The following is a 24,149-nucleotide window of genomic DNA, read 5'->3' as shown; positions in this document are numbered from 1 at the left end:
GCTTGTCAAAGTGGCGCCGTGCCTCAGAAGCAAGGTCTCACCGTGGCCGACGTGCTGGCCCTGCCCGTGCTGGCCTCAGGTCGGCCCGAGGTCGTGGCCGGCGAGCAGAACCTCGACCGGCTGGTGCGCTGGGTGCACATCACCGAGCTGACCGACCCGGCGTCGTTCCTCAAGGGCGGCGAGCTGGTCCTCACGACCGGTGTGCCGCTGCCCGGTGACGCCTCCCAGGTGCGCCGCTACGTCGACGAGCTCGCGGACGTCGGCGCCGCCGCGCTGGTCCTGGAGCTGGTCCGCCGGTTCCACCGCGCGCCGGAACCGCTGATCCGCGCCTGCCGCGCCCGCGGACTGCCGCTGGTCACGCTGGCGAGGGACGTGAACTTCCTGGAGGTCACGCAGGTCGTCCACACGCTGATCCTGGGCAACCAGACCGAGGTGCTGCGCCGGACCCAGCAGATCCACGAGGCCTTCACGACGCTGACGCTGCGCGGCGCGGGACCGGAGGAGGTGGTGCGGACGGCGGTCGAGATGAGCCGCCGCACCGTCGTGCTGGAGAACCTCGCCCATCAGGCGGTCATCTGCGAACCCGCCGGAACCGACGCGGAGACCGCACTGGCGCACTGGGAACGGCGGTCGCGGGCCACTCCCGTCGTGGACCACACGGAGGTGGCCGGCGAGGAGGGCTGGCTGACCACGCCGGTCGAGTTCCAGGGCGAGCGCTGGGGCCGTGTAGTCATGGTGCCGGACACCAGGTCCTTCAGCGCCGAGGACGTCACCGTTCTCGAACGAGCCGCCATGACGCTGACGATCGCCCGGCTCATCCACTCCACCGCGTGGGAACGCCGGGCGCACCGCACGGTGCTGCACGACATCGCCGAACAGCGCTACCGCTCCCCCGGCGAGGCGCGAGCCCGCGCCGCCGCTCTCGGCCTGCCCGTCACCGACGCCTCGTTCCTCGCCGTGCTGGTCGACGTTCCGCGCAGCGCTGGAGAGGTGGAAACCCTGCTGTCGCGGACGCTGGAGCGGACCGCTCTGGTGGGCACGCTCACCGAACGGCGTGTCGGCGTGCTGCTGTTCCTGCGCAAGGGTCAGCCGTGGCAGTCCACAGTGGAACAGCTGAGCCGCACCGCACGGGAGGAGGACGCCGGCGCGGTGGTGAGCGTCGGGTGCGAGGTCGGCGACCTCACCCACGTCGCGCGCTCGTTCCGTGAGGCGGGGCGAGTGGCCGAAGCGGTTCTTCCCGGCTCCGACCTGCTCTTCCACCGGCTGTCCGACATCGGCCTGCGGCACCTGCTGCACACCCTGCGCGACGACGTCCGCGTGCAGGACTACGTCGAACGGCAGATCGGCCGGCTGGTCGAGCACGACGCCCGCAACGGCACCGAACTGCTGCCCACCCTGCGCCACTACCTCGACGCCGCCGGCAACAAGACCATCGCCGCACGCCGCGGCGGCATCTCACGCCAGACGATGTACGACCGCTTGCACGCGCTGGAACGGCTGCTCGACCGCGACCTCGAGCTGGGCGAGCACCGCACCGAACTGCACGTCGCGCTCCTCACTCTCGACGTGCTCCGCGGCTGACACCCGCCGGCCTGCTGGTCCCGGGCAGCCGGTCGGCGGGCTGTCGGGGCCGGGTCACCGGTGTTCGCGGGTGGTGCCACGTGCCGAACATGGTGGTGAGAAAGGAGTCCACCATGGACCATCAGGACCGCGAACCGAACCTCGCCATCGACCCCGCCCTCACGTTCCAGCCCGGCCACGGGGTGGAACGCACACCGGACACCGCCCTCGAGCAGGCCCCCGCGAACCAGGACGACGGTTCCAGTCTCACCGACCCGTCCTGATCCTCAGCACGGCCTCCGCCACTGCATCGGGGCGATCCAGCTGCATCAGATGCCCCGAACCCGGCACGATGCGATGCACCCCACGTGGTGCGAGAGCGGCCATCGCCCCGTGGGCAGCGAGGATGCGGCGTGCCGAACGTGGACCTCCCAGCGCTTCCCCCGCCGTGAGCACCCACCACGGCACGTCGGGCAACGGGTGCGCGCCACGCAATCCGTCCACTTCGGACACCAGATCCGCGTAGCCGGCCAGCTCCGCCACCGCGGCGGCGCGCGCCGGTGGCCGCCCGGCCAGCCGCAGCAGCGGACTCACCCACCGCGCCGCCAGATCGGCCAGCCCGAGCCTGGCGACGGCGGTGGCGAGCACCGCACCCGGATCGAGCGGCCGGCCGATGCCCGGTGGCGCGAGGCTCGGGTCCACGAGCACTGCAGCGCACACGCGCGAAGGCCGCAGCCGCACGCAGGCCTCCACGTGCAAGCCGGCGAGCGAGTGCCCGACCAGCACGACCGGAGCCCCCGCGATGTCCAGCACCTCGTCCAGCACGGCCACCTCCCGCCGCGCCGACGGTGCCTCCGGCGACGGTGCGCTCGCCCCGTACCCCGGCCGATCGAACCGCAGCACCCGCATCGACGGTGCCAGCAGCCTGGTCAACGGGTCCCAGTCGGTGAGCGCGCCCGCGAGCCCCGAGGTGAGCACGACGGGAGGCCCGTCCGCCGGTCCGTCCTCCAGAACATGGATCACGAGAACCAGCATGCCGGAAACCGTCGCGACAGGAGCGCGCCTACCGGCTGCTGTAGACGGTGGCTTCCTTCGAGGTCTGCCGGATCCCGTTGGGGCCGTTGAGGAACCGCTCACCCCACGGCGTGAGACGGGCCGGGTCGAACGAGGTGACGAGGTCGAGGTACTCGACGCCGCCGCTGTTGCCGCTCCACGACCAGCCGAGGTAGCCGAGGCCGCGTTCCTGGGCCTGGGCCATGATCGCGTTCTCGTCCGGGTCACCGTCCGAGTGCTTGTCCCCGAACTCCCCCACCACGAGCGGGAGCCCGTCGGCCCGGAACGCGTCGAAGTAGGCACCGACCTTCGCGGGGGTGTTGTAGAGGCCGTACATGTGGACCGAGAAGACCGTGTTGTGCAACGGATCCGCCTTGAGGACCGAGGCCGCGTTGTTGCGCATGATGTGCGCCCAGTCCTGGCCCCACATCGGCGCGTCCGCCATCAGCAGGTGCCGCAGCCCCGCCGCGCGCAGCCGGCTGATCGCCTTGCTCGTCGCGCTCGCCCAGAACGGGCTCACCAGCAGGTTGTTGCCGAACGGCTCGTTGCCCAGGTTGATCACGACGTGGGCCTCCTGGCCCCGCAGCGCCGCGGCCACCCCGATCCACCAGGTGGCGGCCTGGTCGAGGCTCGCGGCGCCGAGCTGGTCGCCGTACCCCGTGGTGTCGTGGGCTTCCAGCACGCAGATCAGCCGCGACCGCTTGCACAGCGAGACGACCTCGCTGACGTCGGCGGCCGACGTCGGTCCCCACCGCTGCCCGCTGCCCAGCACGACCCGGACGGTGTTGGCACCGAAGGACTTGATGTCCGCGAACGAGCCGGTCCGGTCCGGGAACCACACGTGCGGGTGGTTCACGCCGCGCATCACGAACGCGGCGCCGTTCGCCTCGACGACCCGCGCGCCGTCGACGTGCAGGCCCACCGCGGTGTCGGCGGAAGCGGAAGCGGGAGACACACCGGCGGCGAGGATCAAGCCTGCCAGCACTGCACGAAGCCAGGTCACAGCGGCGCACTCTATCGACTTGATCACCCGCGAAGCACTCCGCCGGACGGCCGCTCATCATCCGTCACCTCCGGCACGCGAACCGAGCCGGCGTGCGTGGGGCGAAGCAACGCCCCCTCACGAAGCACGGTCACATGAACTCTCTGCCGGCCAAGAAGACCTAGGCCCCGACGCATACGAACCCGTTGGGCTCGCCGAGTTCCTCCTGGGCCTCGGCGAGCGCCCGCGCCGGGGGCAGGTTGTCGCGCAACCGGCGGTGCACCGCGATCATCAGCTCCTTGGTCGCGGCGTCCGGGACCGGGACGACCGAGGCGATCAGCTGCGAGGCACCGCGTTCGAGGAACGTCGCGGCCAGGCCCAGAAGCTCGTTGCCCGCCACCACCACAGAGCGGCCGACGTCGCACGCGGCCATGATCACGGTTTCCGGGACCTGGTCGAGCCGCTGGACGTCGTAGACGACCAGCGGTCCGTCGTGCAGCGACAGCGCCGAGAACAACGGGTTGTCCGGGTTGAGCCGGCCGTGCGCCGCGAGGTGCACGGTCCCGGCCGTGCCGAGGATCTTCAACACCTCGTCGACCGTCGCGTCAGGAGGGTTGGCGGTCTGGTGGATGTCCGCCACGGCCCGCGCTTCCTCCTCCGCGCCCGGCAGACCCGGACCGCTGGCGACGGCGAAGGTCCTCGCGCGGGCAGGACGGTTCGCCGCGGTGTGCCACAGCGTTGCCGAGGGTGACACCACGACCGGCTTTCCCCGGCACGACGGCAAAGTCGACCACGGAACGTCGTGGAGCACACCGGTCGGCACGACGACCAGCGGGCGATCGGCACGAGGCAGGAGCAGCTCGTCCAGCTTCGCGGCCGTGGCGTGCAACAGTTTCCTGACGTCCGGACGGGGTCGCTTGGCCAGGTGCCGCAAGGCGAACGGAACGCGTTCGAGCAGACCGCTCACCTCGGCGACGGTTCCGATCCCGCGCAACGTCAGCCGGCCGTCGACGATCGTCAGCGCCAGCAGGCAGCCGTCGATCTCGATGAACTGGACCAGCACGCGGTCACCGAGGTCCAGTTCGGACGGACGCACCGGCTCGGCGGGGCCGCCGGCGGTGGCGCGGAGCAGGCGGCTGCGGTTCTTGATCCGGCGTTCGAGGTCCACCTGCCGGTGTTCGAGCTTCACCGCGGGACGGCCCTCGGCGCGAGCGAGCTCCAGTTCCGCGACCGTGGCGCGCAGCTGCGGCAGCAGCGAGGCGAGTTCCGGGTCGTCCGGCGGGCGGACGGACCGGTGGAGGAACCGGCTCGCCCGGCCGCGTTCCGCCCATTCGAAGACGTCTGCGGCCCTGCCGGTGCCCAGGGCGACGCGCAGACCCAGCGAGGCCAGGTCAGCGCGGTGCAGGGCCGAGTGCGCACGAAGATCACCGGCGCCCAGCGCGGCGTGGTTCTCGTCGAGCACCCGCAGGCCGCGCCGGGCCGCCGCCAGCGCCGAACGAGGACCGGTGCGTTGACGCAGAAGGGCTTCGGCGTACCAGCCGCGAGCCCGCAACGTCGCCGGGCCGCCACTGCGTGCGCGGCTCGCGATGCCCAGGTGCGAGACCGCGCGCGCCTCCTGCCTCCGGCGTTCCGCGACCAGAGCCAGGTCGATGTGCGCCTGCACCACGGCGGCAGGGCGGCCGGCCAGTGCCGCGATCATCGCGTCGGGATCGCTGATGCGGCACGGCTTCCCTGCGCTCAACGCGGCACGCAGCACCGTCGCGCGAGCCAACGCGGCGTGGTGGTGCCGTCCCTGCCGGGTGAACTGGGCGAGCGCGGCGCGGGCGTACTTGCCTGCGGCAGCCCAGTCGGAGGCCAGCAGGGCCGCGTCGGCGAGCAGCAGACGCGTCTCGGGGACCTTGAGCTGGCGGCCCTCGGCACGGAAGGCGGAGATGGCCTGCGAGGCGTGCTCGCGTGCTTCACCCACCAGGCCCACGGACAGCAGCAGCTCCGCGCGGTCTTCCAGCACCGGCGCCAGCTGGCCCCCGTGGTGCGCGATGATCTCCTCTGCGCGGTCCAGGTGTGCCAGGGCGGCCGGGACGTCACCGCGGCGGCTCTCCACGAACCCGAGGTTCTCGGCGATGATGCCCACGACGAGGTCACGGCCGAGCTCACGTGCCAGCCGTTCGGCCTCCAGCAGGTCCTTCACCGCCGCGGCGAAGTTGAGGCGCTCCGCCTGCAGGATCCCCCGGTTGACCAGGATGCGCTGCAGGGCGAGCCGGTCACCGCCGCGGCGCAGCGCGCGCTCGGCGGACTGGTAGTCGGCGAACGCGTCGTCGAGGTGGCCGAGGTGGTAGAGGATCACCGCCCGCTGGCCCCGTGCACGAGCGCCCAGCACGGGCACCGCCAGGTCCACCTCGCGCAACGCCGAAGCGGCACGGCCCTGCTGGACGAGGGCGAACGCGAGCTTCATCCGGCTCTCGGCGGCCGCCTTCCCCACCCCGAGCCGGACCGCACGGCGCAGGTGGGTGACGGCCTCGGACACCTGCCCGGTCTGGGCCAGCGCGTACCCCCACGCCTGCTCGGCCAGCGCCTGAGCGGCGGCGTCACCGGAGGCGTCCCCGACCACGAGCGCGGCCAGCGGGAGCACCCGCGCCGGGTCGACGTCCGCGAGCCGCATCGCCTCACGTGCGGCTTGTAACGCGGATCCGGGCGGCATGATGACCAATGTGCCAGGTATCAACGCCGGGCGTGGCGGCATCGGTTCGGCGGAAGCTCACCCGCGGAGGCTGAAGTGCAGAAGGACGACAAGGACCAGGCCGCACCCGACACGCTCGTCGTGGACCTCACCGAGATCGAGGTCGTCGGTTCGGTGCTCGACGACCTCGGGATCTGGGTCACCGAGACCGAGAAGGTCGTCGAGTTCGACCTCGCGCTGCTGAAGCTCGAGCTCGGCGGCGCGGCCCTCACCGACATCGACCCCGTGCTCGCCGAACTGCGCGCCCGGTTCGCGGGGCGTGCCGCCGGCTGGTCACCGCTCATCGGCAAGAACCGGAGGATGGCGAGCGTCTTCGGCGCGTACCCGCAGACCAAGAGCATGAGCCTCTGGGACCCGGTGCCCGCCGAGGACTCGCTGCCGGCCTTCACCCGTGAGGCGGGCGAGGGGGTGCGGATCGGCCTGCTCGACACGAGGATCTACGAACACCCCGCTCTCGCCGGCCTCGACATCGAGACCCCCGACCCCGCCACCCGGTTCGGCAAGGACCCCGGCACGGAGTGCACCGTCGAGGACGGGCACGGTGTGTTCACGGCGGGCCTCATCCTGGAGCAGGCGCCGAGAGCCACCCTCGTCGCGCGGCACGTGCTGGGTTCCGACGGCAAGGCCTACGCGTGGGACGTGATCAAGAAGCTCGCCGAGTTCCTGAACGACAAGCATCCGGTCGACCTCATGGTGCTGGCCAGCGGCTGCCGCAACACCCTCGACGGCCGCCCGCCGCTGATCGTCGAGCGCGCGATGGAACGGCTGAGCGCGCACATGATGATCGTGGCCGCCGCCGGCAACCACGGGATCGTCGAGGGCATGTCCTCCGACGTCCACACCACGCGCAACTCGGCGACATGGCCGGCCGCGCTTCCGCGCGTCGTCGCCGTCGGGGTGGCCGGCGCCAGCTACAGCCCTCAGCTGCCGTGGGTCAACTGTGCCGTCCATCTCGGGGAGGACCCGAGGTTCGTCAGCACGTACCTCGAAGACGACAACGTGAAGATGCTCGACGGCACCACCCACGTGGACTTCTCCAAGGGCTACGCGTCCTGGGTGGGCACGTCCTCTGCCGCGGCGTACGTGGGCGGGATGGTCGCCGCGAAGCTGGCGGCGTCGGACAAGAAGAGCGCCTACGAGGTGCTGCCGGAGGTGTGCGCCGGGCCGACCGTGAAGGAGTTCGACTGGCAGTACCGCGACGACGGGAGCCAGCGCATACTCGGCTGATGGACGACCCGGGCGGCAGGCTGGCCGCGCTGCGTGCGGCGGTGCTCGGCGGGCCCGGTGCCACGGACCGCGACCTGCGCCGGGCGGCGGCCTCGGGAGCCGCGCCCGGCGTGTGGTCGGGCTACGTCCGATCCGTGCGCGAAGCCTCCTACCGGGTGTCCGAAGAGGACATCGCGGTGTTGAAAGCCGGCGGGATCGGCGAGGAGGAGATCTTCGAGGTCACCGTGGCCGCGGCCGTGGGCGCAGCCTTCGACCGGCTCGAAGCCGGTCTGCGGGCGGTGGCGGAGTCATGAGGCTCGGGGTCCTGGAACACGGGCACGGCCGGGCGGCCCGGTGGTTCCAGAAGATCGTGGTCACGCTCATGGGCCACGAGGTGGACGACGTCGTCAAAACGGCGATGCACCGGCCCGGCTTCTTCGGCAGGCACTTCTTCGCCTACGGCCAGGAAGTCCTGCGCGGGCCGTCGTTCTGGACGGTGGCCGAGCGCGAGCACCTCGCCGCGGTGTCCTCCGAGCTCAACGAGTGCCCGTTCTGCGTGCGGGTGCACACCGAGACAGCACGCCTCGCGGGACACCACGACGTGCGGCCGGAACTCGCCGCCGTGATCACCTTCATCACGCTGCTCAACCGCGGCGGGGTCACCGCGGCCGACGCGGCGGCGGTGCGCGCGGCCGGGGTGCCGGTCGAGGCCCTCGTGGAAGCGTTGCACGTCAACACGATCTTCAACATCGTCAACCGGCTCGGCAACGCGTTCGGCTGGAGCTGGGACTCCGACGAGCACGTCCACGCCGCCGCACGCGTGATCCAGCGAACCCGCTATCGGTTGCCAGGACTCGTGTTGCGGTGACGGCACGCGGCCACACGGTCACGTCGTGCCACCGTTGAGCCGAACGAGTAGGGCCGAAAGGCTCGTCAATGTAACGCCCGATCGGCGTAGCGTCGGCACGTCTTGCGTCGACCACGCACGCCACGGAGGAACGCGATGAGGCGGTCCACGACATTCCTGTCCGCATTGGCTCTCGTCCTGGGAGGCGTGGCGGCGTCACCCGCCCAAGCCGCGCCCGAACACGATCCCCTCGACGTCTACGTCGCCCAGGTGACGCCCGCGCAGGCGGGTGATCTCTCCAGGCAGGGCTTCGACGTCGCGCACGCCGCCACGGCCGGCGACAGGGTCGAGGTCGAGCTCGTGCTCTCCGGCGGCCAGCAGAAGGAGCTGGCCAGACGCGGAGTCGACGCGAAGGTCAAGAAGAACGCGGACGGCAAGAGCGCGCGGCAGCTCGCCGCCGAGCAGGCCGCGAACGGGTTCACCGTGTGGCGGTCCTTCGACGAGCCGGGCGGGATCCGCGACCAGCTGTACACGCTGGCGCGCACCAACCACAACCTCGTCAAGCTCTCGGTGCTCGGCAAGACCGGACAGGGGCGCGAGATCATCGCGCTGAAGGTGACGCAGGGCGCCAACGGGCTGCGCGACGGCAGCAGGCCCGCGGTGCTGTACTCGTCGACGCAGCACGCGCGGGAGTGGATCAGCACCGAGGTGAACCGCAGGCTGCTCAACCACGTCGTGGACCGCTTCAAGGCCGGCGACAAGGAGATGAAGGACCTCCTCAAGGACACCGAGCTGTGGTTCGTGATCGTCGCCAACCCGGACGGCTACCAGTACTCGTTCGACGTGGAACGCCTGTGGCGCAAGAACCTGCGCGACAACGACGGCAACGGGCAGATCACCGTCGGCGACGGCGTCGACCCGAACCGCAACTTCGACGAGCACTTCAACTACGACAACGAGGGTTCGTCGAGCGCGTTCGCCAGCGAGACCTACCGCGGGCCGAGTGCGGCCTCCGAACCCGAGACGAAGGCGATGCAGGGGCTGCTGGACCGGATCAAGCCGAAGTTCCAGTCGAACTGGCACTCCGCCGGTGAGTGGATCCTCTACCCTCAGGGCTGGCAGACCGGCTCGCCGGAGGCGGACAACCCGATCTACGTCGCGCTGGCCGGCACCGACGCCAAGCCCGCGATCGCCGGGTTCGACCCCGGCATCAGCTCCGACGAGCTGTATGTGACCAACGGCGAGACGACCGACTACGCCGACAGCCGCAACGGCACGGTGGCGTTCACCCCTGAGCTCAGCGAGGGCTGTGACGGCTGCGGCTTCGTCTTCCCCGACGACGAGGCGCTCGTCGAGCAGGAGTTCCAGAGGACGCTGCCGTTCTCGCTGTCGCTCGCGAAGTCCGCCGTCGACCCGGCGAATCCGAAGTCGAGCGTCGGCATCGACGTCAAGCCGTTCTACCTCGACCAGGCCGATCTCGACCAGGAGAACGGTCCACTGTCCATGTTGGACTTCACGTTCGACGTCTCCTACGGCGATCCGCAGGAGGTCCGGGTGCTGGCGAAGAAGTCGCTCGGCGCCGTGACCGCGAAGTGGCAGATCGGCGACGGGCCGGTGCAGAGCGCGCCCACGTCGGTGTGGACCGGCGGTGAGCGGTACAACACCGGCAATGCGAACTACTACCACGTGGTGCGCGGCACGGTGACCGGAACCAACCCGGGCGACCAGGTCAAGGTGTGGTTCGAGGGCGGCGGGCAGACGAGCGCTTCGTTCACCTACCGCGCTGTCTCCGAGACGGGCAACAAGGTGCTCGTTCTGGCCGCGGAGGACTACACCGGCGCCTCGCCCGTGCAAGGCGTAGCGGCGCCGAAGTACGTCTCGTACTACCTCGACGCACTCGCCGCCAACGGCATCGCCGGCGACGTGTACGACGTGGATGCCAACGGCCGCAAGGCACCTGACGCGCTCGGCGTGCTGAGCCACTACCAGGCCGTCGTCTGGTACACCGGCGACGACGTCATCACCCGCGAGGCGGGCTGGGGTCCCGGCAACGCCTCCAGCCTGGCGCAAACGGAGCTGTTCGAGATCCGCGACTACCTCAACGAGGGCGGAAAGGTGCTCTACACCGGCAAGTACGCCGGGCATCAGTACGCGGGCGGGCACGGCACGCAGCTCTACGACCCGTTCGAGAACAAGCAGTGCAGCACGCTGCCCGACGCCGCCACGCGGTGCCGCCCGCTCACCGGTTCCGGCAACGGCGTGAACGACGTCATCGAGTACTGGTTCGGTGCCGCGATCATCACCGAGGGCGCCGGCCAGGACCCCGACACCGGCGACACGTTCCCCGTCGCCGGTGTCGCCAACCCGCTCACCGGCATCTCCTTGTCCCTCAACGGAACCGACAGCGCGCAGAACCAGGACCACACCGCGTCGTTCCTGACGACCAGTGGCCTGCTGCCGGTGACCCAGTACCCGCAGTTCGCGAGTGAGGTCGCCGCTGCGTGGGACCGCCCAGGTGGCCCGTTCGCGCCGCACACCGGCGACTACTACATGTACTCGCAGATCAGCGACGTGTCGTACAAGCGGCTGACGCGCACGATCACCGTGCCACCGGCCGGCGCGCAGATGTCGTTCTGGACGTCGTACGACACCGAACCCGCCTGGGACCACCTGTTCGTCGAGGCCCGCACGGCCGGCGGCACCAACTGGACGACGCTGCCCGACCTGAACGGGCACACGACGACCGCTCCGGGGGACAGCTGCCTTGCGGGCTGGCGCGACCTGCACCCGCACCTCGACCACTACCAGACGATCAACGCCGACGGCACCTGCTCGCCCACCGGTTCCAGCGGTGTCTGGAACGCGGCGTCCGGCGGGTCCGGCGGCTGGCAGCAGTGGAACGTCGACCTGTCCGCCCATGCGGGTTCCCAGGTCGAGGTGTCCATCGCCTACGCCAGCGACTGGGCCGTTCAGGGTCTCGGCGTCTTCGTCGACGACATCGAGGTCACGACCGGTGAGGGCACAACGTCGTTCGAGTCCGGTTTGGACGGTTGGACCGTCACCGGCCCGCCCGCGGGCAGTGCCCCCAACGGCAACAACTTCATCCGCACCACCGCCGCAGGCTTCCCGGAGGGTGCCGTGGTGAGGACCGCCGACACCCTGTACTTCGGGTTCGGTTTCGAGGGCATCACCGACGCCGCGACGCGCAACGACGTGATGGGGAGGTCGATGCAGCACCTGCTCGGCACAGGACCGTGAACAGTCCTAACATGGGTTCCATGGGCACCACGACCCTGGAACTGACCGATGAGGAGCTCGTCCTCCTCCGGCACGCGCTGCGCCACTACCTGTCGGAGTTCGGTCACGAAGAGGCCGACATCCTGCGGAAGGCACGCGCACTGCTCGGCAAGCTCCCCGAGCCGGTCCGCAAGTAGGCCGGAGCACCGACGTCGCCGGGTCGCCTCGCACCCGGCGACCGGTGCCGTCCGGCCTCGACCGCGCGCCAGGTCCGCCGACCCGCCTCCGGGGTGATCAGCCAGCCGTCCCGATGGCCTCGTCGAGAATGCTCAGCCCCAGCGCCAGTTCCTCTTCGGTCGCGGTGAGCGGCGGCGCGATCCGGAACACCCCGCCCATCCCGGGAATCTGCACGATGTTCATGTGCAGCCCCAGCTCCAGGCACTTCTGCGTGATCGGCGCGCTCAGGCTCTCGTCCGCGATCTCCAGTCCCACCAGCAACCCGCGCCCGCGCACGTCGGACACCAGCGAGTGCCGGGCAGCGATGTCGTCCAGTCCGTTGCGCAGGAACGCCCCGAGCTTCGCCGCCTGCTCGTCCAGCCGTTCCTCCACCAGCACGTCCAGCACCGCGTTGCCCACCGCGGCGACCAGCGGATCCGACACGTGCGTGGTGAAGAACAGGTAGTTGCGGGCGTGCGCCTCCTCCTCGATCTCGGCCGAGGTGATCACCGCGGCGAGAGGCAGGCCGGCGCCCAAAGTCTTCGACAACGTCAGGATGTCCGGCACCACGCCGTCACGCTCGAACGCGTACCAGGTTCCCGTGCGGCACAACCCGGTCTGAGCCTCGTCGAGGATCAGCAGCATCCCGCGCTCCCGGCACTTCGCCGACAGCGCCGCGAAGTACCCCACCGGCGGCTCGAGAATCCCGCCGGAGCTCAGAATCGGCTCGACGATGCACGCGGCCAGCGCACCCACGGACTGCGCGTCGATCAGCTCGAACGCGAGATCCAGCTGCGTCTGCCAGTCACCGGTCGGCGCCGGAATCGCGAAGTTCCCCGGTGTGGCGGGCCCGTACCCCTTGCGCCCGGCGCTGTAGGTGGCGGCAGCCGCGGCAGCCGTCATCCCGTGCCACGAGCGCGCGAACGACACCACCTCGTACTTGCCGGTCACGAGCTTGGCCATGCGCAACGCGGCCTCGTTCGACTCTGCGCCGGTCGTCAGCAGCTGCACCTTGGACAGCGGCGCGGGCAACGTCTCGGCGAGGCGGCGGGCCAGGTCCACCACCGGACGGCTCAGCATGCCGCTGAACAGGTGGTCCAGGTTCGCGATCTGCCGCCGCACCGTCGAGACGACGCGCGGGTGCGAGTGGCCGAGGATCGCGCTCATCTGGCCGGACGTGAAGTCCAGGATGCGGCGGCCGTCCTCGGTGAACAGGAAGCTCCCCGAGGCGCTGTCGATGATCTCTCGCGTGAACGTGCCCCCGTAGCGGACGAGGTGGCGGTCTACGTCCTGCCAGAAAGTGTCCATGCGGGAGACGCTACGAACCCGTGAGCATCAGGTCCATCTCACAATTCCACGCTCGCTGTTCGGAAATACCGAACAACGAGCACACTGCACGGCATGACGCTGAACCCGTGGCGCCTGCGCCTGCTCAGCCAGCTCGACGCGCTGGGGACCGTGCGGGCGGTGGCGCAGGCCGCGAACCTGAGCGCTTCGAGCGTGTCGCAGCAGCTCGCGGTGCTGGAGAGCGAGACGCGCACGCAGCTCATCGAACGGACCGGGCGCCGCGTGCGGCTGACGTCGGCCGGGCTGATCCTGGCCAGGCGGGCACGGTCGATCCTCGACCAGATGGACGCCGTCGAAGCCGAGCTGCGCGGCCTCAACGAGGAGCCGTCGGGCCTCGTCCGGCTGGGTGCGTTCCAGAGCGCGATCCACACGCTCGCCGTGCCCGCGATCGGGCACCTCGGCCACCCGCACCTGCAGGTGGAGCTGGTCGAGCTGGAGCCGCACGCCAGCATGCCCGCGTTGCTGGCAGGCGAGGTCGACGTGATCATCACGACGACGGACTTCGTCGAGCTGCCGGTCCCCAGGGACATCGACGTCGTGCCGCTCGGCGAGGACCCGATCGTGCTGCTCTCACCGCCGGGTCAGCCGAAGACGGACCTCAAGGCGTGCAAGGACGAGCCGTGGGCGTTCGACATCCCCGGTTCATACATGGCGAACCTCGCCACGCGCCTGTGCCGGCAGGCGGGCTTCGAGCCGCGGGTCGCCGGGCGGTTCAGCAACTACATGCTGACCCTCAAGCACGTCGAGGCGGGTCTGGCGGTCGCGGTGCTGCCCGCGCTGGCGGTCGACCCCAGGTTCGACGTCGTGACGAAGGAGCTCCCGGTGACCAGGAAGATCACCGCCGCTGTGCGCAGGGACGCGCGCGCCGCGATCACCGCGGTGCTCAACGCCCTGCATACTCGGTCGCAGTTCAACGAGAGGTGACGCCGACGAGATGGGCACTGCCAGCAAGCGCGTGACGATCAACGACGTCGCGCGGACCGTCGGAGTCTCGCGGCAGACGGTGTCGCGTGCGCTCAACGACAAGGGCGAGATCGACGTCGGCACCAAGCAGCGGGTCCTCGACGCCGCGCGCGAGCTCGGCTATCGGCCGAGCCGGTTCGCCCGCGGGCTGGTGCGGCAGGACACGACCACCATCGGGCTCGTCATCCCCGACCTGCTCAACCCGTTCTTCACCGAGGTCGCCGCCGGGGCGCTGGAAGCCGCCCGCGCCCGCGGCTGGCACGTGATCGTCTACGACACCGCCGGCAGCGCCGACGAGGAGCGCGGCACGCTCGAAGTGGTCGTGTCCCAGGTGGACGCCGTCGTGGGCTACTTCAGCCTGGCGGAGGCCGATCTCGACGCTCACCTCAGCGGCATGCCAGCCGTGCTGATCGGGCGCGAGCACCAGACGCCGCGGTTCAGCTCGATCCGCGTCGAGGGCGCGACGGGCGTCCGCGAGGCCGTCGACCACCTCGTCTCGAAGGGGCACCGCAAGATCGGCATGCTCGACCACGCGGACCGCAGCGAGCCGAGCATCCGCCGCACGTGGTTCACCGATGCGATGAACGCACACGGGCTCGCCGCGGACGCGGTCGGGAACGCCCTGCAGTCGGTCGACGGCGGGACCGAGGCGCTGACCGGCCTGCTCACGGAGCACCCCGAGCTCACCGCCGTCTTCACGTTCAACGACATCATCGCCATCGGGGCGCTGAGGGCGGCCCGGCGGCTCGGCCGGGTGGTGCCGGACGACCTGGCCGTGGTCGGGTTCGACGGGCTGCAGCTCGGCACGGTGGTCGATCCGGCGCTGACGAGCGTCGCGCTCGACACCCGCCGCGTCGGAGCGCTCGCGATCGAACAGGCGGGCAGGCTGCTCACGGGCTCCACACCGCTGCCCTCGGAAGAACTGCTGGTCAACGCCGTTCTTCTCGTGCGCGAATCCGCCTGACTCCTTGACAGATCCAGCCGTTCTGCGCATGCTTCGGAGGTGTCCGTGAACGTTCACGGGAGCGTTCACGGACTCCCTCGAGGGTGAGACGCTGAAGGGCTGAAACCTTGTACATCGAAGACATGGGTCCTGGTACGGGTGCGTTGCCGCCGCGTGCCTTCTTCACCTCCGACGCGGCATCGCTGTCGCTCGACGGAGCCTGGCGCTTCCACCTGTCCCCGTCCGCGGCCGCGGCGCCTGCCGGCGTCGAGCGCGAGGACTTCGACGACAGCGGCTGGTCCACGATCACCGTTCCCGGGCACTGGCAGCTGCAGGGCCACGGCTCTCCCGCGTACACCAACGTGCAGTACCCCTTCCCGATCGAGCCGCCGTTCGTGCCGTCCGACAACCCGACGGGCGATCACCGGCTGACGTTCGACCTGCCTTCCGGCTGGCCTTCCGACGAGCCCGCCGCGCTGCGGTTCGACGGCATCGACTCGTGCGGGCGGGTGTGGCTCAACGGTGCCGAGCTCGGCGTGACGCGCGGCAGCAGGCTGCCGTCCGAGTTCGAGGTCGGCCACCTGCTCCGCCCGCGGGGCAACGTGCTGGTCGTGCGCGTGCACCAGTGGTCGTCCGGCAGCTACCTGGAAGACCAGGACATGTGGTGGATGTCCGGCATCTTCCGCGCCGTGACGTTGCTGTCGCGGCCGCGCGGCGGTGTCGCGGACTTCCACCTGCACGCCTCGTACGACCACGTTTCCGGGCTCGGCCGGCTGTCGATCACCGCCGCTCCCGAGGTGCTGATCACCGTGCCGGAGCTGGGCGTGCAGGACGCGCGGTCCGCCGAGGTGCCGGTGGAGCCGTGGAGCGCCGAGAACCCCCGGCTCTACGACGGTTTCGTGCACACGGCCGTCGAACGCGTGCCGGTGCGGATCGGCTTCCGCACCGTCGCCATCGAGGACGGCGTGATCACGATCAACGGCTCGCGCGTGGTCTTCCGCGGCGTGAACCGGCACGAGCACCACCCGCGTCTCGGACGCGCCGTGCCGCGCGAGACCGCTCTCGCCGACGTCCTGCTGATGAAGCGTCACAACGTCAACGCCGTCCGCACCAGCCACTACCCGCCGGACCCGCACTTCCTCCAGCTGTGCGACGAGTACGGCCTGTGGGTGATCGACGAGTGCGACCTGGAGACGCACGGCTTCGGCGACCTGGGCTGGGAGGGCAACCCGAGCGACGACCCGCGCTGGACCGAGTCCTACCTGGACCGCATGCGCCGGACCGTCGAACGCGACAAGAACCACCCGTCCGTCGTGATGTGGTCGCTCGGCAACGAGGCCCACACCGGCCGCAACCTCGCCGCGATGGCCTCGTGGGCCCGCGACCGCGACCCGTCCCGCCCGGTGCACTACGAGGGCGACCGCGAATGCGAGTACGTCGACGTCTACAGCCGCATGTACGCCCCCCACGAGGAGGTCGAGGAGATCGGCCGGCGTGAGGACACCAACGCCCGGCGCCGCACGCTGCCGTTCATCCTGTGCGAGTTCGCCCACGCCATGGGCAACGGGCCGGGCGGCATGCTCGAGTACCGCGAGCTGTTCGAGCGCTACCGCCACGTGCAGGGCGGGTTCATCTGGGAGTGGATCGACCACGGCCTCGAGGCCGACGGGCACTACGCGTACGGCGGCGACTTCGGCGAGAAGATCCACGACGGCAACTTCGTGATCGACGGCCTGGTGTTCCCCGACCGCACGCCGTCGCCCGGCCTGGTCGAGTTCGCCAAGGTCTTCGAGCCGGTGCGGATCACCGGGACCGCGCAGAGCATCCGGGTCGAGAGCCACTACGACCACGTGTCGCTCGACCACCTGCGGTTCGACTGGGTGTACGAGGTCGACGGGGCAGAGGTCGCCTCGGGGTCGCTCGACGTGCCCGCGATGACTGCCGGAGAGCACGCAGAGCTCCAGGTCCCGCAGCTCCCGGCGGCGTCCGGCGAGGGCTGGCTGACCGTCCGCGCCTCCCTGGCCACCGCCACCACCTGGGCCGACGCCGGTCACGTCATCGCCTGGGGTCAGATCGCCATCGCGGAAGCCGCCCCGGTCTCCCCCGTCACCGCCGTGGAACTGGTGGGCGTCGGCGATGTCCTCTCGCTCGGCCCCGGCGAGTTCGACCCGGCCTCCGGCCTGCTGACCAGGATCGGCGAACACCCGGTGCAGGGTCCGCGCCTTGACCTCTGGCGCGCCCCCACGGACAACGACCGAGGCTCCGACGCACCGGACGACCGCGCCTGGCGCGAGGCGGGCCTGCACCGCCTGCAGCACCGCGTCATCGAGGTCGGCGTCCGGGAGAAGGCGCTGGTCGTCCGTACGCGGGTGGCACCACCGGCGCTCGGTTTCGGCATGCTCGCCGACTACCACTGGACCGCCGACGGCGGCCGCCTGCGACTCCAGCTCGACGTCACCCCCGACGGCGAGTGGCCCTGCACGCTCCCCCGCCTCGGTCTGCGGTTGGCCCTCCCGGCCGAGCTGACGACCGTCGAGTGGTTCGGCGCGGGTCCGGGCGAGGCGTACGCGGACAGCCGCCAGGCGGTCCGCACCGGCCGGTTCAAGTCCACTGTGGACGATCTGCGGACGCCGTACGTCTTCCCGCAGGAGAACGGCAACCGGGCGGACGCGCGCTGGCTCCAGATCACCGCGGGCGGTCGTGGCCTCCGGGTGAGCGGCGAGCCGGTGTTCGACTTCACCGCCCGCCGCTGGACCACCGAGGACCTCGACGCGGCCCGGCACCCGGACGAGCTGAAGCCGCGCGAGCACGTCCACCTGAACCTCGACCTCGCCCAGAACGGACTGGGCACGGCGTCGTGCGGGCCGGGCGTGTTGCCGCAGTACCGGCTCTACGCGCAGAAGGCGAGCTTCTCGCTCACCTTCACCCCGTTGTCCTGAGCGCCCACCAGGTGTCCATTCGAGGCACGGCGGCCGTGTCGCCCTGAGCGACACGGCCCGCGTGGAACAGGAACGCGGCGATGCCCGCCGCGCCCTGCATCCAGCCGACGCCGGGTGGCAGCAGCGGGTCGTCGTTCCTGTGCTCGAGGAACCGCCAGCACACCCCTGTCCCGTCCGGAATCGCGCGCTCGACGAGCACATCGGCAAGGTGCAACGCGAAGTCCGTGTGTTCGCCGGTGTCCAGCAACCTGTCGCCGACCCCGGCGGTGCCGCAGCAACGGCCGTCGTTGTCCCAGAACCCCGGATAGCGCCGTTCTGGCAGGCCGGAGGACAGGATGCTGTGCAGGCACCGGTCGTGCCAGTGCGTCACCGGGGCATCGGCCACGTCGGAGACACCGGCGTGGCCCAGCGCCGGCCACAGCAGCGACGTTCCGGTGGGGCCGTGGCACCAGCCGTAGCTGAACGGCTCCATGTCCTCCAGCAACGGGATGCGCAGCGGCACGCGGAAACCACCGTCGCTCACCTCGGCGAGCGTCACGAGGTGCTCCGCACCCGAGGCCGCCGCCTTGACCAGGTCCGGCCGCCCGAACTCCGCGCCGGCGAGCGCCAGCGCGGTCGCGATGCCGGACAGGCCGTGCGAGAAGTTCGGCATCTCCCGTTGCACGACGCACGAGCGCACCGGCACCGCACGCCAGTTGAGCCCGGCCGGCACCTCCTCCTGCTCGGCCAGCAGGATCTCTGCCGCCGTGTCCGCGAGCTCGCGCGCTCCCCCGGCACCGTGGCGGTGAGCCCACACGGCCGCGAGCAGGACGCCTGCCGTGCCGAGCGTCAGGTCCTGGCTGCGAGCGCCTTCCAGGAACCGCGGCGGGCTGTAGTGGTCGAGCGCCCAGCCGTCCGGTGTGGACAGTTCGAGCAGCCGGGTGACGGCCGCGCCGGATCCGGGCTCGCCGAGCGCGGTCAGCACGCCGATCGCGCTGACCAGGCCGCCGAAGAACGTGTAGTCGGTCGTGGCGGCGATGCCCGCGCGGACCTGCTCGGCGACGACCGCGGCCAGGCGCTGCTCCTCGTCCGTCCACTCCCGGCTCAGGCGGATCTCCGCCAGCACGTGCGCCAGGCCGCCGACGCCCGCGTACATGCCGTCGCGGTCCTCCGGGTCGAGCTCGTCGCCCGCTGACGGCGGAATCCACACCGCGTCGTCGTAGCGCACCTGATCCAGCACCCACCGCCAGGCTGCCTCGGCGGTCCCCCAGTACGTTTCCATCGCGCGATCATCGCATCGCGCCGGCCCGCGTACCCGGCGTTCCCGCCCGGCCGCGTCAGGTGATCTGGAAAGCTGGATCCGTGCGCGTGGCATTGCTGGGCCCCACGACCGTGGAGGCCGACGACGGCACACCGGTCGACATCGGTGGTGCCCGCGTCCGCATGCTCCTAGCCCGCCTCGCGCTCGATCCCGGCCGACCCGTGCCCACCACGACCCTCATCGACGACCTGTGGGGCGAACAGCCACCCGCGGACGCGTCGAACGCCCTGCAGTCGCTCGTCTCGCGGCTGCGCAAGGTCTGCCCGGACGTGACGCTGGAGCCGGGCGGCTACCGGCTCGCGATCGCGCCGGACGACGTCGACGTCCACCGGTTCGAACGGCTCCGCGCCGCCGGGCGGCTCGACGAGGCACTCGAGCTCTGGAGAGGTGACGCGCTCGCCGACGTGCGAGAAGCGCCGTTCGCCCAGTCCGCCGCCGCACGGCTCGACGAGGCGCGCCTCAGCGCCGAGGAGGAGCGGTTCACGAGCGGCGAGCCCGACATCGCCGCGCTGACCGCGATGCACGAGAAGCACCCGTTGCGGGAACGCCTGGCCGGACTCCTGATGCGGGCGTTGTGCGCTCAAAGCAGGCAGTCGGACGCGCTGCGCGTCTACGAGGGCGTCCGCCGCCGACTCGCCGACGAGCTGGGCGTCGACCCGTCCCACGAGCTGCGGGACGTCCACGTCGCCGCCCTGCGCGGCGAGCTCACCCCGAGGCCCTCGGTCGACCGGCTGCCCGTGCGGCTCACCAGCTTCGTCGGCCGCGACGAGGAACTGGCCCAGATCACCGGTCAGCTCGGCCACGCGCGGCTCGTGACGCTGGTCGGACCGGGCGGTGCGGGCAAGACGCGGCTGGCCACCGAGGTCGCGGCCCGGCATCCGTTGCACGCCAAGGGGCGCGTGTGGTTCGCGGCACTGGCCGGTGTCCGCGCGCCGGAGGATCTCGTGGGTGCGGTGCTCAGCGCGTTCGACGTGGCCTTCGGCGGGGATCCGTTGCGGCGCGGGGCGGAGGGCATGAACCGGATCGCCGAGGTGCTGGGCGCGGGCGAGTCGTTGCTGGTGCTGGACAACTGCGAGCACCTCATCGGCGCCGCCGCCGAGTTCGCCGGTGATCTGCTGCGGCGCGTGCCGAACCTGCGGGTGATCGCGACCAGCAGGGAGCCGCTCGCGATCGACGGCGAGTCGCTCTGCCCGGTCGGCCCGCTCTCCGTGCCCAACGGCCAGGCCGACGTGTCGGGGTTCGGCTCGGTGCGGCTGTTCCTGGACCGGGCGAACGCGGTGAAGCCTGGCTTCCGGCTGGACGAGTCCACTGTGGACGAGGTGCGGCAGATCTGCCGCAGGCTCGACGGCATGCCGCTCGCACTCGAACTCGCGGCCGCGCGGCTGCGGTCGATGACGATCCGGCAGATCACCGAGCGTCTCGACGACAGGTTCCGGTTGCTGACCTCGGGCAGCCGCACGGCACTGCCCCGCCAGCGCACGCTGCGCGCCGTCGTCGAGTGGAGCTGGGACCTGCTCACGGAGGAGGAACGCCAGCTCGCGCGCAGGCTGTCCGTGTTCCCGGCGGGAGCCGACCTCGCCGCGATCGAGCAGGTCTGCCACGAGGACGCGCTGTACGTGCTCACGTCACTGGTCGAGAAGTCCATCGTGGACGTCACCGAGCACGACGAACCGCGCTACCGGATGCTCGAGACCATCCGCGTCTACGCGGCGGAACAGCTGGACGCGTCCGGGGAGAAGCGCGAGGTCGTCGACCGGTTCCGCCAGTACTACCGGGCCCTCGCCGGCAGGTGGGAGCCGCTCACCCGCACCACCCGCCAGCTCGAGGCGATCGGGATGTTCGACGCGGAGCAGGACAACATCGCCGCCGCGCTGCGCGGCGCGTTGGACGATCGCGACGCGGCGCTGGCGGCGGACCTGGTCGGCGGCACCTTCTGGTACTGGCTGGTCAAGGGCGACAACGAACGTGCGGAGCTGTCGGTGCGCGACGTGCTCGCGCTCGGCAGCGACCTGCCGGCCGACCTCGCCGCCTCGTTCCGCGCGATGCACCTCATCATGACCGCGATCCCCGGCGCCCCGGAGACCGTGCAGGCCGCGGACGTCATCGAGGACTGTGTGCGCACCGGTGCCACGCAGAAGTATCCGGCGCTGTCGATCGCGCTGCCGATGCTCGCGTTCCTCAGCCAGAACCGCGAGCTGGCACGCCGTGAGGTGGCGCGGGCCTCGGCGAGCGAGGACGCGTGGGCGCGAGCGGCGGCCGACTGGGCGTTGAGCTTCATCCTCGTCGACGAGGGTGATCTCGACGGCGCCGAAGTGGCCCGTGACCGCGCGTACGAGCAGTTCATGGCCGTGGGCGACCGCTGGGGCTCGGCGATGACTCTCGGCATGAAGGCCGCGTTCGTCTCGCACACCGGCGACAACCAGGCGGCGATCGACCTGTACCAGCGCGGGCTCGACGTGGCGCTGGAACTGCGGTCGCAGGACGACGCGGTGCAGCAGCAGTGGCGGCTCGCGGTCGAGTACGCGCGCGCCGGCGACCACGAGTCGGCCGCGCGTGAGGTCGCCGAGGCGGAGCAGTACGTCCGCGACGTCGGCAACGACCAGATGTCTCTCATGGTCGGCTACGCGAAGGCCGAGGTCAGGCTCCGCGCCGGCCACGCCGCCGAAGCACGTGAGCTGAGCACGCGGTTCAAGGAGTCGGCCACGATCTCGGCCGTGTTCGGCTCGTACGTCGCGGAGTGGTCGGCGATCCTCGACGCGCGCATCGCGCTCGAGGAGGGCGATCTGGCCGAGGCGGAGGCACGCGCCGCGGTGGCGATCGGCATGACGTCGGATCGCGGCGACATGCCGGATCTCGCGACGGTGACCGAACTGCTCGCCCACATCCGGCACCGGCAGGGCCGCGACTCGGCGGCCCGGCTGCTCGCGCTCGCCCAGGTGATCCGCGGCCGGCTCGACCTGGGCGATCCCGACGTGCGGCGCCTCGTCGCCGAGCTCGGCGAGCCCGGACAGCTCACCATCGGCAAAGCGGAAGCGCTGCGGGAGTTACGCGAGGAAGCGGGCATCAGCACCGGCTGACACCCGCCTCGCACTAGACCCTCTTGCGGTAGGACCACGTGGCCAGCGGGAAGAACACCGCGACCGCCGCCACCATCCAGATCAGCGAACCGGTGAGCGGTGCGGCGATCGCACCGCCGTTGAGCAGTCCGCGCAGCGCGTCCGCCATCAACGAGACCGGGCTGATGTCCGCCCACGCCTTCAGCCAGCCCGGCATCGTCGACGTGCCGACGAACACGTTGCTGCCGAACGTCAGCGGCATGATCAGCACGAACATCATGCCCTGCACGGCCTGCGGGGTCTTGAGCAGCATGCCGACGAACACCGACGCCCAGCAGAAGGCCAGCCCGAACACGATCGTGAGGCCAACCGCGACGAGCAGTTCCACCGGCCCGGTCTGCACCCGGAAGCCCATGACGGTGGCGACGACGAGCAGCACCATGATGCAGACGACGTACCGCACGATGTCCGCCAGCACCGCGCCGATCAACGGTGCCGAGCGGGCGATCGGCATGGACCGGAACCTGTCGAACACGCCCTTGGAGACGTCCGTGTTCAGCTGCACGCCCGCGGTCATGCTGGCCTGCAGGATGTTCATCACCATGATCCCCGGCACCAGCATCTGCAGGTACGCGTCCGTGTTCCCGGCGAGCGCGCCGCCGAAGAGGTAGGTGAACATCGCCAGGAAGACGATCGGCGCGATCGTCACGTCCATCAGCTGCTCCGGGTTCTTGCGGATCTTCAGGATTCCGCGCCACGCCAACGAGAACCCGTGGCGCATGCCCTTGTCCAGCGCGATGGTGCTCATGCCAGGCTCCCCTCGGTCTGCTTGCCGGTCAGCGCGAGGAAGACCTCGTCGAGCGACGGCAGGCGCAGCGCCAGCTCGTCCGCGGTGATGCCGGCGTCGTCGAGCTTGCGGACCAGAGTGGACAGCAGCACCGGATCGTTGACCGGCGCCGTGAGCAGTCCGGTGTCCTCGTCGCGCGTCGGCCGAACCCCGGTCAGGTCGCCGAGAATCCGTTGCACGACATCGAGATCGCGCAACGACGTCGGCCGCACCTGCAGCGTCTGCCCGCCCACGCGGCGCTTCAGCTCGTCCGGCCGTCCCTCGGCCACCACGCGGCCGTGGTCGAACACCGTGATCGTGTCCGCGAGCTGGTCGGCCTCCTCCAGCTACTGCGTGGTGAGCAGGACCGTCACCCCGTTCGCGACGAGCTTGCGCACCACCGCCCACACCTCGTTGCGGGCGTGCGGGTCCAGCCCGGTGGTCGGCTCGTCGAGGTACAGCACCGACGGATTCCCGACCAGGCTCGCCGCGAGGTCGAGCCGCCTGCGCATACCGCCCGAGTACGTCTTGGCGGCCCGCCCCGCGGCGTCGGTCAGCTCGAACTGCTCCAGCAACTCGGCCGCCCTGGCACGCGCCCCCGCCCGTGAGTGGTCCAGCAGCCGCGCCAGCAGCACCAGGTTCTCCGTACCGGAGAGGTCCTCGTCCACCGACGCGTACTGCCCGGTCAGCCCGATCAGCGACCGCACCGCCCTGGGATTCTTCACCACGTCGTGCCCTCCGACCGTGGCGTGCCCGGCGTCCGGCCGCAACAACGTGGCCAGCACCCGCACCGCCGTGGTCTTGCCCGCACCGTTCGGCCCGAGCACGCCCACGACCTTCCCCTCCGGCACCTCGAGGTCCACGCCGTCCAGCGCTTTGGTCTCCCCGTAGTGCTTGACCAGGCCTTCTGCCCTGATCGCCAGTGACATCGTCGGTA

17 protein-coding genes and 1 pseudogene are annotated in these 24,149 nt (G+C 70.9%); 11 read left to right on the top strand and 7 right to left on the bottom strand.

The window, feature by feature from the left end; all coding sequences use genetic code 11:
* The first annotated feature begins 18 nt into the window (after positions 1-18).
* Both ABFX45_RS04755 and ABFX45_RS04750 read left to right on the top strand, forming a co-directional pair.
* Positions 19-1,581 carry a PucR family transcriptional regulator gene (locus ABFX45_RS04755; protein WP_346127871.1) on the top strand — a complete coding sequence of 521 codons (1,563 nt, stop codon included), beginning with the start codon at positions 19-21 and terminating at the stop codon, positions 1,579-1,581.
* 113 nt (positions 1,582-1,694) lie between these two features.
* Positions 1,695-1,844 carry a hypothetical protein gene (locus ABFX45_RS04750; RefSeq protein WP_346127869.1) on the top strand — a complete coding sequence of 50 codons (150 nt, stop codon included), beginning with the start codon at positions 1,695-1,697 and terminating at the stop codon, positions 1,842-1,844.
* On the opposite strand, the gene ABFX45_RS04745 is transcribed toward ABFX45_RS04750, so the two are convergent.
* The 3 genes from ABFX45_RS04745 to ABFX45_RS04735 form a co-directional block, all read right to left on the bottom strand.
* Positions 1,828-2,595 (bottom strand): alpha/beta fold hydrolase, encoded by a 768-nt coding sequence (locus tag ABFX45_RS04745; protein ID WP_346127867.1) that lies wholly within the window; start codon positions 2,593-2,595, stop codon positions 1,828-1,830. The genes ABFX45_RS04750 and ABFX45_RS04745 overlap by 17 nt on opposite strands.
* 28 nt (positions 2,596-2,623) lie before the next feature.
* Positions 2,624-3,616, bottom strand: a complete 993-nt coding sequence (locus ABFX45_RS04740) for a glycoside hydrolase family 5 protein (RefSeq protein ID WP_346127865.1) — start codon at positions 3,614-3,616, stop codon at positions 2,624-2,626.
* A gap of 160 nt (positions 3,617-3,776) precedes the next feature.
* Positions 3,777-6,293, bottom strand: coding sequence for a CHAT domain-containing protein (locus tag ABFX45_RS04735; RefSeq protein WP_346127863.1), 2,517 nt, complete (start codon positions 6,291-6,293; stop codon positions 3,777-3,779).
* Between the two features lie 75 nt (positions 6,294-6,368).
* Between ABFX45_RS04735 and ABFX45_RS04730 the strand changes: the two genes are divergently transcribed.
* The 5 genes from ABFX45_RS04730 to ABFX45_RS04710 all read left to right on the top strand — a co-directional run bounded on the left by ABFX45_RS04730 (position 6,369) and on the right by ABFX45_RS04710 (position 11,819).
* A complete protein-coding gene (locus ABFX45_RS04730) occupies positions 6,369-7,559 on the top strand; it encodes a S8/S53 family peptidase (RefSeq protein ID WP_346127861.1) in 1,191 nt (396 codons plus the stop codon).
* Positions 7,559-7,852, top strand: coding sequence for a hypothetical protein (locus tag ABFX45_RS04725; protein ID WP_109636751.1), 294 nt, complete (start codon positions 7,559-7,561; stop codon positions 7,850-7,852). Before ABFX45_RS04730 ends, ABFX45_RS04725 begins: the two co-directional genes overlap by 1 nt.
* Positions 7,849-8,406 (top strand): carboxymuconolactone decarboxylase family protein, encoded by a 558-nt coding sequence (locus tag ABFX45_RS04720; RefSeq protein WP_112225350.1) that lies wholly within the window; start codon positions 7,849-7,851, stop codon positions 8,404-8,406. The genes ABFX45_RS04725 and ABFX45_RS04720 overlap by 4 nt, the downstream gene beginning before the upstream one ends.
* Positions 8,407-8,541: 135 nt before the next feature.
* On the top strand, positions 8,542-11,643 hold the full coding sequence (locus ABFX45_RS04715) for a M14 family metallopeptidase (RefSeq protein ID WP_346127858.1): 3,102 nt from the start codon (positions 8,542-8,544) through the stop codon (positions 11,641-11,643).
* 20 nt (positions 11,644-11,663) lie between these two features.
* Positions 11,664-11,819 (top strand): hypothetical protein, encoded by a 156-nt coding sequence (locus ABFX45_RS04710; protein WP_170154936.1) that lies wholly within the window; start codon positions 11,664-11,666, stop codon positions 11,817-11,819.
* A 97-nt stretch (positions 11,820-11,916) separates the two neighbouring features.
* Here the strand turns inward: ABFX45_RS04710 and ABFX45_RS04705 are convergent, their stop codons facing one another.
* The gene (locus tag ABFX45_RS04705) at positions 11,917-13,146 is read right to left on the bottom strand and encodes an aspartate aminotransferase family protein (protein WP_112225352.1); all 1,230 of its coding nucleotides are present in this window, start codon (positions 13,144-13,146) and stop codon (positions 11,917-11,919) included.
* Between the two features lie 93 nt (positions 13,147-13,239).
* Between ABFX45_RS04705 and ABFX45_RS04700 the strand changes: the two genes are divergently transcribed.
* The 3 genes from ABFX45_RS04700 (at position 13,240) to ABFX45_RS04690 (ending at position 18,030) form a co-directional block, all read left to right on the top strand.
* A complete protein-coding gene (locus ABFX45_RS04700; RefSeq protein ID WP_109636747.1) occupies positions 13,240-14,109 on the top strand; it encodes a LysR family transcriptional regulator in 870 nt (289 codons plus the stop codon).
* A gap of 10 nt (positions 14,110-14,119) precedes the next feature.
* Complete coding sequence (locus tag ABFX45_RS04695) at positions 14,120-15,112, top strand: LacI family DNA-binding transcriptional regulator (RefSeq protein ID WP_346127854.1); 993 nt, start codon at positions 14,120-14,122, stop codon at positions 15,110-15,112.
* A 122-nt stretch (positions 15,113-15,234) separates the two neighbouring features.
* Positions 15,235-18,030, top strand: a complete 2,796-nt coding sequence (locus ABFX45_RS04690; RefSeq protein ID WP_346127852.1) for a glycoside hydrolase family 2 TIM barrel-domain containing protein — start codon at positions 15,235-15,237, stop codon at positions 18,028-18,030.
* Here ABFX45_RS04690 and ABFX45_RS04685 read toward each other — a convergent pair.
* A complete protein-coding gene (locus ABFX45_RS04685; RefSeq protein ID WP_346127850.1) occupies positions 18,014-19,291 on the bottom strand; it encodes a lanthionine synthetase LanC family protein in 1,278 nt (425 codons plus the stop codon). The two genes, ABFX45_RS04690 and ABFX45_RS04685, sit on opposite strands and share 17 nt — an antisense overlap.
* A gap of 80 nt (positions 19,292-19,371) precedes the next feature.
* On the opposite strand from ABFX45_RS04685, the gene ABFX45_RS04680 reads away from it, so the two are divergent.
* The gene (locus tag ABFX45_RS04680) at positions 19,372-22,407 is read left to right on the top strand and encodes an AfsR/SARP family transcriptional regulator (protein WP_346127848.1); all 3,036 of its coding nucleotides are present in this window, start codon (positions 19,372-19,374) and stop codon (positions 22,405-22,407) included.
* 13 nt (positions 22,408-22,420) lie between these two features.
* Here ABFX45_RS04680 and ABFX45_RS04675 read toward each other — a convergent pair whose 3' ends face one another.
* Positions 22,421-23,194, bottom strand: coding sequence for an ABC transporter permease (locus ABFX45_RS04675; RefSeq protein ID WP_346127846.1), 774 nt, complete (start codon positions 23,192-23,194; stop codon positions 22,421-22,423).
* Positions 23,191-24,141, bottom strand: a pseudogene (locus ABFX45_RS04670) (ATP-binding cassette domain-containing protein). Before ABFX45_RS04670 ends, ABFX45_RS04675 begins: the two are co-directional and overlap by 4 nt.
* Positions 24,142-24,149: the final 8 nt, after the last annotated feature.

It is taken from the genome of Lentzea roselyniae, from assembly GCF_039537795.1.
GTDB lineage: Bacteria > Actinomycetota > Actinomycetes > Mycobacteriales > Pseudonocardiaceae > Lentzea > Lentzea atacamensis.
This window is presented reverse-complemented; position numbering and strand designations above follow the sequence as displayed.